The sequence below is a fragment of the Natrinema marinum genome, from assembly GCF_024296685.1.
In the GTDB taxonomy this organism is placed as follows: Archaea; Halobacteriota; Halobacteria; order Halobacteriales; family Natrialbaceae; genus Natrinema; species Natrinema marinum.
In genome coordinates this window covers 530,840-543,463 of the sequence record NZ_CP100763.1, presented here as the reverse complement: position 1 = coordinate 543,463, position 12,624 = coordinate 530,840, and the positions used below count along the sequence as shown (strand labels likewise).

Here is a 12,624-nt window from a genome sequence, read left to right as displayed (position 1 = left end):
ACCCTTAACGGGACGGCTGTAATTAGATATAATTAGCCATGCTCGAGCGACCGGACGCCGTCCTGACCCTGATCCCGCTGCTGGCGGTGAGCGGCCTCGCGGCTCGCACGCTGATCGCAGCCACGGGCGTCGCCACGGGGCTGCTCGCCGCACCGCTCGCACCGGTCGGCTACGCCGCCGCACTCTGTCTCGTCTTCGGCGAGCTACTGGCGTGGCCGGTCGCCGAACGGCTCGCCGGCTCCTGACCGATGGCGACGACCCGCGATCCGGCAACGGTCGCGCTCGTCGGGTTCTCGTCGATACCGACGCGACTCAACAGGTTTAAGAATCCGCTGGCGATAGACAGCACTACTATGGCCAAGAAAGGAACGGTCGGCAGCGCGGGCCGCTTCGGTGCCCGCTACGGCCGCGTCGCGCGCCGTCGCGTCAGCGAGATCGAAGACGACATGGAAAACGCCGAAGTCGACGGCGACGACGTCACTCGCGTCGGCACCGGCATCTGGAAGAACGAGGAGACCGGCGAGGTCTTTACCGGCGGCGCGTACCGCCCGGAGACCCCTGCCGGCCGCACCGTCCAGCGCTCCATCCGCGCTGCGCTCGCAGAGGACGACGAATAACGACCCCTCAGGTTCAGTATGAGTTACAAGTGCTCTCGCTGTAAACGCGACGTCCAACTCGACGAGTACGGCGGCGTCCGCTGTCCCTACTGCGGCCACCGCGTACTCCTGAAAGAACGCAGCCGCGACGTCAAAGAAGTCGACGTGCAGTAACGGCGTGCCTTCTCACGACGCGACCCTCGAATTCGATTACGAGACACCGTCGCGTGCCCGACTCGTCGCTGCGAGCGTCCGCCGCGAGATCGGCGAGATCGACGACGACCGCTCGCAAACGACGCTCGAGCGCGAGGGCACCGTCCTCGTCCTCGAGATCGACGCCACCGACGCCGTCGCCCTGCGAGCGGCGCTGAACACCTGGTTCTCGCTGGTCGATGTCGCAGAGCGGACCGCGGACGCGGGTACGCGAGTTCTCGAGGATCGGTGACGAGGCCGGCAGGCGCAAGTCTGAACGCCGGACGGATCGGCGGATCTGCGGCGGCCTGTACCGGCAGGCAGCGCAGTCTTCGCCGGTGCGTTCGAACCGTGCGTATGACAGACGAGACCACGACCTGGCTCGGACTCAGCCGGGACGCCAAACCGCTCGTGCTGGCCGGCCTCGCGCTCGGGTTGGGGATCGGCGGCTTCTTCGACGGGATCGTCTTCCACCAGATCCTGCAGATTCACCACATGCTCTCGTCATACCCCGACACGAGCATCGCCACCGACCTCGAGCTCAACGTGATGGCCGACGGGATCTTCCATCTCGCGACGTACACCTTCACCATCATCGGCATCGTGTTGCTCTCGAGGGCATGGCGGTTTCATCCGGTGCCCGAATCAGGCCGCACGCTGCTCGGGGCGGTGATCGCGGGCTGGGGCCTGTTCAACGTCGTCGAGGGGCTCGTCGCTCACCAGCTACTCGGACTCCACCACGTCTGGCCCGCTGGGCCCGGCCCGACCGTCCTCTGGGACGCCGTCTTTCTGCTGTGGGGTGCGCTGTTCCTCGTCGGCGGCTACTTGCTGATCCGAACCGACAGCGCCGCGACGCCGACGGCCGGAACCGACGCGGTCGCGACGGACGGGGGAGAGTAATCGCCGTAGACGATCGGAAACGGCCGATTCGGTAGCCGACCGGATCGATCGGCGATCCGGACGATAAAGCTGGTCTTTATCAGTCCGGAGGGCGACGGTCGAGATATGCAAGGAAACCTGCCGCCGGAAGCACAGGAGAAAATCGAGCAGCTGCAGGACCTCCAGGAGACGGCACAGGAAGTCGCCGTCCAGAAACAGGAAGCCGAATCGAGCCTGACCGAGGCCGAAAGCGCCCTCGAGGAACTCGAGAACGTCGACGACGACACGACGATGTACCGCAACGTCGGCGAACTCCTCGTCGAGACCGAGTACGACCAGGCCGAGGAGGACCTCGAGGACAAAGTCGATACGCTCGAGATCCGCCTCGAGACCCTCGAGAAGCAGGAAGAGCGCGTCCAGGACCAGTTCGAGAGCCTCCAGGAGGACCTCGAGGAACTGCTCGGCGGTGGCGGCGGCATGGGCGGCCCGGCCGGCCCCGGCGGCCCGGGCGCTGGCGGCGCGTAAATGTCGAGCGACGAGCCGTCCGACGAGACGGTCGTTCAGACGGCTTCCGACGCCGCGGAGGGCCTCATCTTCTCGCGGTACAAGCAATCCGACGTGCGTGATTGTGACGTCACCGTCACGTTCGAGGACGGCGTGCTCGAAGTCGACGTCTACCTCAACGCACCCGAGGACGAGGCCGACCCCGAGCAGGTCGCCGACGACGCCGCGCTCGCGGCGCGGGAGGCGGTCGACGAACTGTTCGGCGAACAGTAGCAATCTCAGATCGCGACTCGCTTCTCGATCGTTCGATGGGACTCGGTGAGCGACTCGCTCGAGTCGTGACCGACCGCGGGGACGCCGCTACAGGCGGCCGCTCCCGACGAGTGCGAGCGAGAGGCCTCCCGCGATCACCGACGCGGTCAGGACGAGTTCCGGGACCGGAAGGATGCCCTCGCCAGCGACCCCGATCAAGACGAGTGCGACCGCGACGACCGCCGGAAACGGCCGCGCGGCGAGTTGCTTGCCGAACGCTCGGAACGACCAGTATCCCATTTCGACGGTCGACACGACGGTGGCTCCGAGCGGCCGGTTTCCGTCCGGGTTTTCGGCCGGCTCGAACGCCTCGAGGTCGTCGTCGGGGACGATTACGATTTCGCCGGTGGCGACGCGCCGCCCGTCGGCCTCTCCGACGCGAAGCAGCGTCACCGTCTCGTCGCCGCTACCGACGACGCGATAGATCCCGACCGGGTAGTCATCGGTAGTCGGACGAACGTGATCGTGCAGCGAGAGCGACGCCATTGTTGCTCCCGTCCGATCGTAGCCACCTACTTGTAGCGGTTCGAGGACGTCAATCTCGAGAGGCCGTGGGACGACCGATAGCAGATTTGCTGCCAGACGCGTGTTCTGGCAGAACTCCCTCGACCGTCGAAGGGGTAAGGTGATCCCTCGTAGTTCCGTTCTCGAAGCAGTTACACTAACGACCTGGAAACGTATTGGATTGTCCGTTACTTTATTATATTACTACTATATTCTGACTATATCAACCAGCGGGTACAAAAGATACTGGGGGTAGCGTTCTCCATTTTATTGGTTACCGGGGCGATCGGGCCAGCCCTGGCTGCACCGGGAGGGAGCACAGCAGAGCCAGCCGTCGGCGATGACGGTCTGAACGGGGCGTATCAACTCTTTGCTGCGGGCGAACGGGATCCGGCCGCACTAGAGTTGAAGTACGCGGCCGTCGCCGAGTTCGCAGCGATTCGACCTGCCGACCGTCGCGACGAGCGACTGAAAGAGCGGGTCGGGAAGCGGCTCAACGAGACGCTCGATCTCTATCTCGACAAAGACCGCGTCGAGAGCCACATGGTGTTCGAAGGGGACGCCGCTGCCGTCTCACGCATGGCACCACTCGCGGACGCCGATCCGGCGGCCGTCAACGAGTCGACGTGGCTGCTCGCGAAGGCCAACGCGCGGACGGCCAACGTCTCGATTACTGATACGCGGCGTGCCCTCGAGCGATTCGAGGACGATATCGACAATCCGGGCCATCGGAACGCGATCGAGAGCCACCTTCGCAACGCCGAGCGCGCGTACGACCGCGGTGAGAAAGCCCTCGAGGACGACGGGGGCAACAACGTCGAACGCACGGCGCGAGAGCGTGCACGGGCGATCCGGCAGTTCATGACCGCCTGGCGCCAGAGCCAGCAGGCGCTGGACAAACTCGAGCGCCAGACAACACCGCGGCTGCGGATCACGACCCGAAACGACCCCGTTCGAAACGGCTCGGATGTCACAAATCGGACCATCGGCGGTGCGATCGAGGCCGTTGGACCGAACGACCTCGGGAACGTGACGGTGACGGTCGAGGGCGGTTCCTCGGTCGAAGTCCAGCCGGGCAACAGCACCGTGCCAGCGTCGAACGTCACGTTCGTTGCAAACGTCAGCTTCGAGGACCGAGACCAGCGCATTCGGGCGGCACTGGCGGACAACACCAACCGAAAGCAGCGCCGCGGACCGCCGAAACACGCGAACGGCCGGTCGTCCCCGGACTCGTCGCCGACCACCGACGAACTGTTGCTGGACGGCGACGCGCTCCCGGACACCTACGAGCTCGAGAGGGCCGGGACGGATCCGTTAGCCCACGACAGCGATTCCGCGAAGACCGCCGTCGACGAGAGCGATAACGGGACGATCGACGGTCTCGAGGAACTCCCTCGCATGGGCGTGTACTCTCGAGACGTCCTCGACGAATTCGGCGGCGTCGCGGCCATGTTCGGGTCGCCGCCGTGGTATACGGCGTCGCTCGAGGACGGCAAAACCGTCGTGATCGAATCCGACACGCCGTGGCTCGATGGCGGCTGGCGGCCACCGACCGAGGCCGCGTATCTCGACGATGCCACCTTCAACGAGAGTGACGAGCCAGCGCCGGACGAGCGCCGTGGGCTCAAGGATCCATTCGCCGCCCTCGAGACGGGCGATATCGGCACCGATCTCTGCGTTCCTCGAGGCGAGATCGCGCCCGAGTTCAGCAACGAGGACCTCGAACTCGTCCGTGTCCGCGTCGACGAGAACCGGAGTCTTCGGCGCATCGACACCGACAGCTTCGTTCGCAATATCGTCGACGACGACCCCGGCGACGACGCTGCGTTCATGATGGCGATGCTCGCGGACGTTCCGGCCGACGCGACCGAAGACACTCTGATGGTATCGGCGTTACTCCGAGACGCCATTCCACCGGCGTTCGTCCGACTCGATGACTCGTCCGGCGAGACCGTCGTCTCGAGAGTCGTGGCGCTCGAGAGCGGTATCAACAAGGTGGAGTTACTCGTCAGCCTCGGCCGAGTCGCTCGCGAAGCGGGGTTCGCTGCCGACGATATCCGAGAGATAGAGCAGCTTCTCGAGGAACTCGAGACGCTCGAGGACACCGTCGACCTCGATCGGTACCTCCGAGACCGGCTGCTCTAACCACCGAACGTCACCGACGACAGCGAGACGGTAATCGTCGCACTCACCGAGTCCGAAGCCGTCGATGACTGACGGCGAGGATCTGTCCGTCACCGCGCTTTGCCGCCAATCGCGACTCACGAGCACAGCGGCTTCCTCACGCGAACGCCTTCGGGACAACCACTTTTCAGAACGTCTCCGAACGCACCGTCGATGAGCGCAGACTACGACGACCTCCCGCTGGTGTACTCGTGCTCGGGGTGCTCGAGCGCGGCCCAGATGGCCAACGACCTCGCCGTCAGGCTCGACCGGGAGCGGCGCGCGGAGATGTCCTGTATCGCCGGCGTCGGCGGCGACGTGCCACCGCTCGTGAACACCGCGACCGACGACCGGCCGACGCTCGTGATCGACGGCTGTCCGCTCGAGTGTGCGCGGAAGTGTCTAGCTCAACACGACGTAACGCCCGACCGGCACGTCAACCTCGCAGAGCGGGGCGTCCCGAAGGAGTATCACGCCGGCTACGACGACGAGCGAGCGGCGGCGGTGTACGAGGAACTCGTCGACGCGCTCGAGGGGCTCGAGGCGACGAGGTGAACGCGGTTTCAGCCGACCGCTCGGAGGCGACCCACTGCGAGCGCGACTCGGGACGCGGCCCTCTTTTCCGCGATCATCGGATCACACGGAAATTTTACACGTGCGCTCAGTGAGTGATCGACTATGTCAGACAGCATCGATACGTCGTTCGCCGATCGCGTGGTCACGATCACGATGAACGAGCCCGAGCGGGGGAATCCCCTTTCTCGAGACGACTATCTTACGATCTACGACGCGCTGCAGGCGGCGCGTGACACCGATGCGCGGTGTGTCGTGCTAGAGGGTGCCGGCGATGCGTTCTCGTCGGGCTTCGACGTGGAGTCGATGGGCGAGTCGGACGACGACGGGACACTCCACGACAGCGTCGAGCAGATACAACGCCACGAACATCGGCTCGTCCGAGAGCTCATCACGCATCCCCTCCCCATCATCGGGAAGATCGACGGGCCGGCCATCGGCGACGCGGCGGGGTTCGCGATCGCGTGCGATATTCCGCTCGCGAGCGAGCGGACCAGGATCGGTTTCTCCCACGTTCGCTTCGGGCTGAGCATGGACTGTGGCATCTCGTACGTCCTCCCCCGACTCGTCGGTCGCGGACTCGCCATGGAGCTGGCGATGACCGGTCGGATCGTCGACGGCGAGCGCGCTCAGGAACTCGGGCTCGTCAATCACGTCTTCGCGACCGACGAGTTCGAGGCGCGGGCCGACGAGATCGTCTCGGAGATCGCGACCGGCCCCCCGATCGCCCTCAAACACATCAAAGAGCTCGTCCGAACCAGCCACGAGACGAGCCTCGAGGACGCGTTGGCCAACGAGGCGACCAGACAGACGATCGTCTTCGAGACCGAGGACTACCGACGCGCGGTCGAAGCGCTGCGCGAGGGCGAAGAGCCGGAGTTCCGCGGTCGGTAAGCGACCTCGAGTCCGACCGAACCGCCGTCAGTGGCCCTCGAACGAGGGGTCGCGATCCTCGCCGAACGCCTCGACGCCCTCGCGGTGGTCCTGCGTGCCACTGGCGAGGTTCTGAGACTTCGCTTCCCGCTCGACGACCTCGCGGATCGAACTGTTGTACGACCGATCGATGTTCCGAACGGAGTAGTGCAGCGCGACCGTCGGACCGGTGGCGATCCGCTCGATCAAGTCGCCCGCTTCGTCCTCGAACTCGTTGGCCGGATACGCGTGGTTGATCAGGCCGATCTCGTCGGCCTCCTCGCCGGAGATCGTCTCCCCGGTGAGCGCCAGTTCCTTCGCGACGTAGGGACCGACGGCCCGCGTGACGAACAGCGAGGTCGCGTAGTCGAGCGTCAGGCCGATGTTTCGGAACGCGAGTGCGAACTTGGCGCGGTCGCTCGCCAGCACCATGTCACAGGACATCGCGACGCCGACGCCGGCCCCGACGCAGTAGCCGTCGACCGTCGCCACCGTCGGCAACTCGAGGTTGTGAATGCGAATCGGGATCGCTTCGCAGTCCTCGACGATGCCCTGGGTGCGCTCGTGGTCTGTGTAGTCGGCGTCGGCCATGCCGCTGATGTCGCCGCCGGCACAGAACGCCTTTCCCGCGCCCTCGAGGACGACGACGCGCGCGTCGTCTCGGGCGGTCACTTCGTCGAGCGCGTCCGAGATGCCGGTTTTGATCCCCTCCGAGAGGGCGTTCATCCGATCCGGCTGGTTGAGCGTGATCGTCGCGATGCCGTCCTGTACGTCCAGAAGTACGTCTTCACCGAGCATACATCCCAGTATCAACGGAGAGACGTATATCAATATCCCAAACGAATCGCGGTTGCCAAACCGGTGGGAGGCAGCCACGTCCCACGCCGAACGCTCAATCGCTCGGCCAGGGGCCGACACGAACGGCCAGCTACAGTTCAGAGAGACGGTACTGAAAGGCCGCACCACCGAGCCCGATCCGCGGTGAGCGCGACGAGGGCGAACGCGCGCAGCGACTTCGCGAGGGGAAACGTCACCGTCTCCCGCGTCGGGAGCGTGAGCTCGTCGCTTCCAGCGGGAGCGACGCCGTCGATTCCCAGGGTGACCCGTTCGAACCGACCTGAACGCGGGCAGTGAGGCGTTGGCTGCTCTCCGACTCCACCTCGGAGACCTGCCCGATGAAGCCGACTCGGACGACGATGTCCCGACTACCCCAAGAGATTCTGCAGCGTCAGGACGACGAAGAGTGCGATCACTGCCTCGGAGATGATCCAGGAGTTGTCGTTCATCCAGTCGCGGATCTTCGGGAGAGATGTCTCGCGTCGGTCCACCTCACCCCGTTCCGATGTCGGTTCGGTCCACCTCGGACGGGGGTGTCTCCCCTTGCTCCCCGGGGCTCTCGGCGAACTCGTCGAGCGTGTGTTCGGGCTCGATATCGACGCGCTCGCGCTCGGGATCGACCAACACCGGGAGGATCATCCGGACGAACGTCACGATGAACACCATCAGGAACGGGCCGAGGAAGATGCCCGACCAGCCGAACAGCGGCGGGCCGAACAGGTACGCGAACATGACGAGCCCGGTGTGGAGCAGTCGCCCGGAGAGGAACGGCCGGATATAGGTCCGGACGAGATTGTCGAACGCGACGATCATGACCGCGAGGAACGCGAGCGGGAACCAGAGAAGTCGCGGATCGACCGTCGCCGCCTGAACCGCGAGAGTCCCGGCGATCGCGACGTAGACGATCGACCGACCGACGAGCGGGACGAGCGTGAACAGACCGGTGACGACGGCGAACAGCACGGCCGAGGGGATCGCCAGTCCGCCGGGCGCGAAGACGTTAAACAGCGTGTAGATGATCGCCGAGAGGATGATGACCGCGAAGATCGTCATCGTATAGCCGAAGTAGATCGAGCCCAGTCCGCGATCGATGGCCGAGAAGTAGTCGGTCACCAGGCCCTCCTCGCCGAAGACGTTCGATTCGAACCAGTCGGCGATATCGCGGTCGCTGACGAGCAGGAAGAACGCGATCAGCAGCGAGATGAACATATTGAACAACACTGCACCGACCGCGCCGATCGCCTGCCCGACGGAACCGAGCAGGGTCTGAACGGACGGCTCCTGAATCAACACGACCGTCGTGTCGTACACCTCCGAGGGCGTGTTCGGGAGGTCTGAGATCTGAACCGGCAGCTGTGCGAGGATGCTGTCGACCGGCAACTCGGCCATCGCTGTCACCAGTTGCCCGAGCGCGACGAGCAAAATCGCACCGAGCATCACCACGATCGGAACGACGATCAGGAGCAGCGTCAGTGCCGCGACGAGCGTCGGCGAAGCGATGCGCCGTTCGAGTCGCCGCGTGATCGGCCGCGCGACGTAGTAGATGAACAGCCCGAAGACGAGCCAGGGGAGGTAGTGATTGATGACGAGCCCCAGCACGGCCAGTAACGCGGCTCCCAGCAGCCACCACCCCAGACGGTCACGGGCTGCCCAGACGCGGACGTTCCGTATCGATGAATCAGCTTCGCCCATGTGTACACATACCACGGAGGTGGTATTAACGAAATTGCCTCCTCCCGTTGACTTACTGGACCACGGGCCTCCGGCGGACACACCGATGGAGCGGTAGCCGATCGGGCAGACTCACGTTCGACGGTGGCTCGAGTTCACTTCCCGCTCTCCCGCCCGGTGGACCTTGGGCGCCTCGGCTTACGCCCCTTCCTGGAGGAACCGCCCCTCCTGCTCGTAGATCGCGACCAGTTCGGCAACGAACTCCTCGATGGTCTCGTCGTCCTCGAGGTGGCCCTCGATTCGTTGTGCGAGTTCGTCGTCGAGTTCGATCGTTCGGGTCATTACGAACTACGACGGTCGCCAGCAGAATAAAACACCACCCACGGGCCGTCTACCCCAAGCCGGCAGCCCCGATTCGGAACCCGACGCCTCGAGTGGGGCCGGTCGAAGCGACTTCGATTTCGCCCGTTCGTGACGAATCACCGGCCACCGGGACGACCGGCCGAACCGTCGTGGAACCGGTTACCGATTTAACTCGCTGCACGTCGCCGTTCTCCGTATGAAGCTCTTGGTAGCCGTCGACGGGTCCGAGGAGGCCGCAAACGCCCTCGAGTACGCCACCGACATCGCGGACGCGTTCGAGGGATCGATAACGATCGTCTACGTCGTCGATCCCGCCGTCTACGACGAAGGCGGACGCGGCCCCGTCTCGACGCTTACGGACGCCGAGCAGCGACTGATCCTCGAGAGCATCGAAGCCGCCGAACGGCGGGGCGGCGACGTTCTCGAGGAGGCGACCGAGCGCGCCAAGACATTCGGCCACGACGTCGAGGATGAACTCCTCTACGGCGATCCGGCCGCGGAGATCCCCGACTACGCTACGGCGGAAGGGTTCGACGCGATCTACGTCGGTCACCGCGGCCGCTCGGAGCGGGCTGAACGGCTGCTCGGCAGCGTCGCCAAGGAGGTCGTCGAACGCGCCACCGTTCCAGTCACCGTCGTCCGCTAACGCGGATCGCTGGCCTCGAAGAAGCCGCCGACGGCGGGATACAGTGTCACACCGAAGCCGAGATCCGTCGCCACACCGACGGCGAGACACGAATTCGCATGGCTCTGCGAGGAAGCGGGCAGCCGTCTCGACCCCCGATCGTCGCGGGCATTACGCCCGTAGTTATGTAATCATTTCTCCCCGTCAGACAGCTGTTACCACCACAGAACGACCGGTAATCAGGTTTTGAGCGCACGTACGACCGGCTGCTCCCTCGGAAGTCGATCGGCCGCTCGTCGAACGAGTCCGGGGTCGCGCCCGTCTTCGCACGGGCACCGTCGGCGGAGAGCCTACGACCGGTCTTTGACTGAGATCACCGGAACGTCGGTGTGGCGGACCACCCGTTCGGTGGCGCTGCCCAGGAGATACCGGTCCAGTCCGGTCCGCCCGTGGGTACCCATGACGATGCAATCGATATCGTGCTCGTCGGCGTAGGCGACGATCTCGTGGTGTGGCGTCCCGGTCAGGACCGCCGCGTCGGCGGTCGCGACGCCGGCGTCGGCGGCGCGTTCGACGGCCCGTTCGGTCACGCGCTCGCCCGCGTCCTCGAGCGCGTCGAGGGCGATGGCCGCGCTCTCGTCCCAGAAGACGCCGAGATCGACGACGTTGACGGCGTGGAGCGTCGCGTCAGTCACCGTCGCCAGGTCGATAGCGTGGTCGACTGCCGCCGCGGCGCAGTCGCTGCCGTCGGTTGGGACCAGCACCGAATCGAGGGCCGAATCGACGACCGTGTCCTCGTGGACGGTCACGACTGGCACGGGCGCTTCGCGCAGGATCCGTTCCGCGACGCTGCCGAGGACGAACCGGTCGAGCCCGGTGCGACCGTAGGTTCCCATTACGATGCAGTCCGCGTCGTGTTCGTCGGCGTACTCGAGGACCGCACGATGGACCGGTCGGCCGCCCTCGAGAACCGTCCCCGTCGCGTCGACGCCGGCGTCGGCCGCCAGTTCGGTGGCACTTCTGACCGCTTCCTCGCCGAGGTGGGCGAACTCGTCGGCCGCGTCGTCCTCGACCCCAGGCGGGAGTTCGCCGAACTCGAGGACGTGGACCGCGTGTAAGTCGGCGTCGAATCGCCGGGCGAACGTGACGGCCGCCTCGGCCGCAGCGTCCGCGACATCGCTACCGTCGGTCGGAAAGAGGATTCGGTCGTACATGATGTCTCCCAACTGATGGATCGGTCCGGATCGACCTTATTCTAGGGGTCGCTCAGGCGGTGAACACGGGAACGTCGAGCGAGCCGACCACCCGGTTCGTGATCGAGCCGATCAGCGGTTTGTCGGGGTCCGAACGCCCGCGTTTGCCCATTACGACGAGATCGATGTCGTGTTCGTCGACGTACTCGTGGATGGCCTCGACGGGCGTGTTCGCCACGACCGCCGTGACGCAATCGACTCCGGCGTCCGCAGCGAAATCCTCGATCTCGGAGACGAACTTTTCGCCCTTCTTCTCGAGGCGGCGCCGCGTCTCCGCGATGTCGCTCGGAACGGCGACGTAGTCGGCGTCGCCCATGTCCATGGCGTACAGGACGTGCAGGGTCGCGTCGTTTCGCCGCGCGAACTTGATCGCCTGTTCGGCACCGTTGCGGGCGGCTTTGCTACCGTCGGTCGGGACGAGGATATCGTCGAAGTCGCGTGGTTCGTCCATAGCTACCATACCACGCCAAAGTAGGTGATTCTTGCCCCCACTTTCGACACCGCGAGCGAACTCGGCGCGTCGAAGCGGGACGTGGTATCAGGATCACAGAGAGCCATCGAAAACGGCACTGAGCGCCCGTTGTGGTCTGCTTCCAGCATCGACTATTTTTCTCACTGTCGCACATGGCGGGATGGCTTTTTTGCGCTCCTCGGAGAGCGTCATAGCATGTCAGTCGACGAACTACAAGAGTACGGACTGGAAAAGATGAGCGACGACGACGTTCGGGGCTTCCTGTCGAGCCAGAAAACGGGCGTTCTGGGTCTCCCTGGGGAAGACGCTCCCTACCTTCTTCCGCTCACGTTCGGCTACGATGGCGAGACGCGGCTCTACTTCACGTTCCTCCTGGGCTCCAGCAGCCGGAAACAAATGCTGAGCGAGGCGGCAGACGCCGCCAGTTTCCTCGCGTTCAAAGTCGACACGATGTACAACTGGGAGAGCGCGCTTCTGCAGGGCTCGATCACCGCCGTCCCCGAATCGGAGTGGGACTCACTCGAGACGGTCCTGAGCGAGACGTGGCGACCCGAACTGTTCGACACGGCGACGCTCTCGGGCGACGTCAGCGTCTACGAGTTCGAGATCGGCGAGCTAACGGGGATCAAACATCAGGGGCTCCCGCCCGCACTCAGAACGACGGACGAACCGGAGTAAACTACCTGCGGGAACGTCACACTGCCGGACACACGCGCTCTGAACCGGACGGAGACACCGCTCTCGAGCCCCAATCCCGGACGAAGGCGT

18 protein-coding genes and 1 pseudogene are annotated in these 12,624 nt (G+C 65.0%); 12 read left to right on the top strand and 7 right to left on the bottom strand.

Annotated elements, in window-relative coordinates; genetic code table 11:
- Positions 1–38: 38 nt before the first annotated feature.
- From NKH51_RS02815 to NKH51_RS02785, 7 genes are all read left to right on the top strand, one after another.
- The gene (locus NKH51_RS02815; protein WP_254763722.1) at positions 39–245 is read left to right on the top strand and encodes a hypothetical protein; all 207 of its coding nucleotides are present in this window, start codon (positions 39–41) and stop codon (positions 243–245) included.
- 108 nt (positions 246–353) lie between these two features.
- Complete coding sequence (locus NKH51_RS02810) at positions 354–617, top strand: eL43 family ribosomal protein (RefSeq protein WP_254763721.1); 264 nt, start codon at positions 354–356, stop codon at positions 615–617.
- Positions 618–635: 18 nt separating this feature from the next.
- Positions 636–770, top strand: coding sequence for a DNA-directed RNA polymerase subunit P (locus tag NKH51_RS02805; RefSeq protein ID WP_006181151.1), 135 nt, complete (start codon positions 636–638; stop codon positions 768–770).
- A 4-nt stretch (positions 771–774) separates the two neighbouring features.
- Positions 775–1,041, top strand: a complete 267-nt coding sequence (locus NKH51_RS02800) for a KEOPS complex subunit Pcc1 (protein ID WP_254763720.1) — start codon at positions 775–777, stop codon at positions 1,039–1,041.
- Positions 1,042–1,145: 104 nt separating this feature from the next.
- Entirely contained in the window at positions 1,146–1,688 is a 543-nt protein-coding gene (locus NKH51_RS02795; RefSeq protein ID WP_254763719.1) for a DUF2243 domain-containing protein, read from the top strand.
- A gap of 105 nt (positions 1,689–1,793) precedes the next feature.
- Positions 1,794–2,192 carry a prefoldin subunit beta gene (locus NKH51_RS02790; protein WP_254763718.1) on the top strand — a complete coding sequence of 133 codons (399 nt, stop codon included), beginning with the start codon at positions 1,794–1,796 and terminating at the stop codon, positions 2,190–2,192.
- Positions 2,193–2,444 (top strand): DUF3194 domain-containing protein, encoded by a 252-nt coding sequence (locus tag NKH51_RS02785; RefSeq protein ID WP_254763717.1) that lies wholly within the window; start codon positions 2,193–2,195, stop codon positions 2,442–2,444.
- A gap of 87 nt (positions 2,445–2,531) precedes the next feature.
- Here the strand turns inward: NKH51_RS02785 and NKH51_RS02780 are convergent, their stop codons facing one another.
- Positions 2,532–2,969, bottom strand: coding sequence for a hypothetical protein (locus NKH51_RS02780; RefSeq protein WP_254763716.1), 438 nt, complete (start codon positions 2,967–2,969; stop codon positions 2,532–2,534).
- 288 nt (positions 2,970–3,257) lie between these two features.
- On the opposite strand from NKH51_RS02780, the gene NKH51_RS02775 reads away from it, so the two are divergent.
- The 3 genes from NKH51_RS02775 to NKH51_RS02765 all read left to right on the top strand — a co-directional run bounded on the left by NKH51_RS02775 (position 3,258) and on the right by NKH51_RS02765 (position 6,617).
- Positions 3,258–5,132, top strand: a complete 1,875-nt coding sequence (locus NKH51_RS02775; protein ID WP_254763715.1) for a hypothetical protein — start codon at positions 3,258–3,260, stop codon at positions 5,130–5,132.
- 192 nt (positions 5,133–5,324) lie between these two features.
- Positions 5,325–5,705: a putative zinc-binding protein gene (locus tag NKH51_RS02770; protein ID WP_254763714.1), complete on the top strand. Its 381-nt coding sequence runs from the start codon at positions 5,325–5,327 to the stop codon at positions 5,703–5,705.
- Between the two features lie 123 nt (positions 5,706–5,828).
- Entirely contained in the window at positions 5,829–6,617 is a 789-nt protein-coding gene (locus NKH51_RS02765; protein WP_254763713.1) for an enoyl-CoA hydratase/isomerase family protein, read from the top strand.
- 27 nt (positions 6,618–6,644) lie between these two features.
- Here the strand turns inward: NKH51_RS02765 and NKH51_RS02760 are convergent, their stop codons facing one another.
- The 4 genes and pseudogenes from NKH51_RS02760 to NKH51_RS02750 all read right to left on the bottom strand — a co-directional run bounded on the left by NKH51_RS02760 (position 6,645) and on the right by NKH51_RS02750 (position 9,485).
- Positions 6,645–7,433 (bottom strand): enoyl-CoA hydratase/isomerase family protein, encoded by a 789-nt coding sequence (locus NKH51_RS02760; protein WP_254763712.1) that lies wholly within the window; start codon positions 7,431–7,433, stop codon positions 6,645–6,647.
- Positions 7,434–7,840: 407 nt separating this feature from the next.
- Positions 7,841–7,957, bottom strand: a pseudogene (locus NKH51_RS18875) (GAP family protein); the annotation flags it as partial.
- A gap of 7 nt (positions 7,958–7,964) precedes the next feature.
- A complete protein-coding gene (locus NKH51_RS02755) occupies positions 7,965–9,164 on the bottom strand; it encodes an AI-2E family transporter (protein WP_254763711.1) in 1,200 nt (399 codons plus the stop codon).
- 177 nt (positions 9,165–9,341) lie between these two features.
- Positions 9,342–9,485: a DUF7557 family protein gene (locus NKH51_RS02750; RefSeq protein WP_254763710.1), complete on the bottom strand. Its 144-nt coding sequence runs from the start codon at positions 9,483–9,485 to the stop codon at positions 9,342–9,344.
- A gap of 217 nt (positions 9,486–9,702) precedes the next feature.
- Here NKH51_RS02750 and NKH51_RS02745 point away from each other — a divergent pair, with 217 nt between their 5' ends.
- Positions 9,703–10,152 carry a universal stress protein gene (locus NKH51_RS02745; RefSeq protein ID WP_254763709.1) on the top strand — a complete coding sequence of 150 codons (450 nt, stop codon included), beginning with the start codon at positions 9,703–9,705 and terminating at the stop codon, positions 10,150–10,152.
- A gap of 329 nt (positions 10,153–10,481) precedes the next feature.
- On the opposite strand, the gene NKH51_RS02740 is transcribed toward NKH51_RS02745, so the two are convergent.
- Positions 10,482–11,345 (bottom strand): universal stress protein, encoded by an 864-nt coding sequence (locus NKH51_RS02740; RefSeq protein ID WP_254763708.1) that lies wholly within the window; start codon positions 11,343–11,345, stop codon positions 10,482–10,484.
- 52 nt (positions 11,346–11,397) lie between these two features.
- The gene (locus NKH51_RS02735; protein ID WP_254763707.1) at positions 11,398–11,835 is read right to left on the bottom strand and encodes a universal stress protein; all 438 of its coding nucleotides are present in this window, start codon (positions 11,833–11,835) and stop codon (positions 11,398–11,400) included.
- Between the two features lie 216 nt (positions 11,836–12,051).
- Between NKH51_RS02735 and NKH51_RS02730 the strand changes: the two genes are divergently transcribed.
- Positions 12,052–12,534 carry a pyridoxamine 5'-phosphate oxidase family protein gene (locus NKH51_RS02730; RefSeq protein ID WP_254763706.1) on the top strand — a complete coding sequence of 161 codons (483 nt, stop codon included), beginning with the start codon at positions 12,052–12,054 and terminating at the stop codon, positions 12,532–12,534.
- The last annotated feature ends 90 nt before the right edge of the window (positions 12,535–12,624 follow it).

Bases quoted from the DNA above. Each gene is read 5' to 3' on its own strand.
- NKH51_RS02815 (WP_254763722.1), top strand. From the start codon at position 39: ATGCTCGAGCGACCGGACGCCGTCCTGACCCTGATCCCGCTGCTGGCG.
- NKH51_RS02810 (WP_254763721.1), top strand. From the start codon at position 354: ATGGCCAAGAAAGGAACGGTCGGCAGCGCGGGCCGCTTCGGTGCCCGC.
- NKH51_RS02805 (WP_006181151.1), top strand. From the start codon at position 636: ATGAGTTACAAGTGCTCTCGCTGTAAACGCGACGTCCAACTCGACGAG.
- NKH51_RS02795 (WP_254763719.1), top strand. From the start codon at position 1,146: ATGACAGACGAGACCACGACCTGGCTCGGACTCAGCCGGGACGCCAAA.
- NKH51_RS02790 (WP_254763718.1), top strand. From the start codon at position 1,794: ATGCAAGGAAACCTGCCGCCGGAAGCACAGGAGAAAATCGAGCAGCTG.
- NKH51_RS02785 (WP_254763717.1), top strand. From the start codon at position 2,193: ATGTCGAGCGACGAGCCGTCCGACGAGACGGTCGTTCAGACGGCTTCC.
- NKH51_RS02780 (WP_254763716.1), bottom strand. From the start codon at position 2,969: ATGGCGTCGCTCTCGCTGCACGATCACGTTCGTCCGACTACCGATGAC.
- NKH51_RS02770 (WP_254763714.1), top strand. From the start codon at position 5,325: ATGAGCGCAGACTACGACGACCTCCCGCTGGTGTACTCGTGCTCGGGG.
- NKH51_RS02765 (WP_254763713.1), top strand. From the start codon at position 5,829: ATGTCAGACAGCATCGATACGTCGTTCGCCGATCGCGTGGTCACGATC.
- NKH51_RS02760 (WP_254763712.1), bottom strand. From the start codon at position 7,433: ATGCTCGGTGAAGACGTACTTCTGGACGTACAGGACGGCATCGCGACG.
- NKH51_RS02755 (WP_254763711.1), bottom strand. From the start codon at position 9,164: ATGGGCGAAGCTGATTCATCGATACGGAACGTCCGCGTCTGGGCAGCC.
- NKH51_RS02750 (WP_254763710.1), bottom strand. From the start codon at position 9,485: ATGACCCGAACGATCGAACTCGACGACGAACTCGCACAACGAATCGAG.
- NKH51_RS02745 (WP_254763709.1), top strand. From the start codon at position 9,703: ATGAAGCTCTTGGTAGCCGTCGACGGGTCCGAGGAGGCCGCAAACGCC.
- NKH51_RS02740 (WP_254763708.1), bottom strand. From the start codon at position 11,345: ATGTACGACCGAATCCTCTTTCCGACCGACGGTAGCGATGTCGCGGAC.
- NKH51_RS02735 (WP_254763707.1), bottom strand. From the start codon at position 11,835: ATGGACGAACCACGCGACTTCGACGATATCCTCGTCCCGACCGACGGT.
- NKH51_RS02730 (WP_254763706.1), top strand. From the start codon at position 12,052: ATGTCAGTCGACGAACTACAAGAGTACGGACTGGAAAAGATGAGCGAC.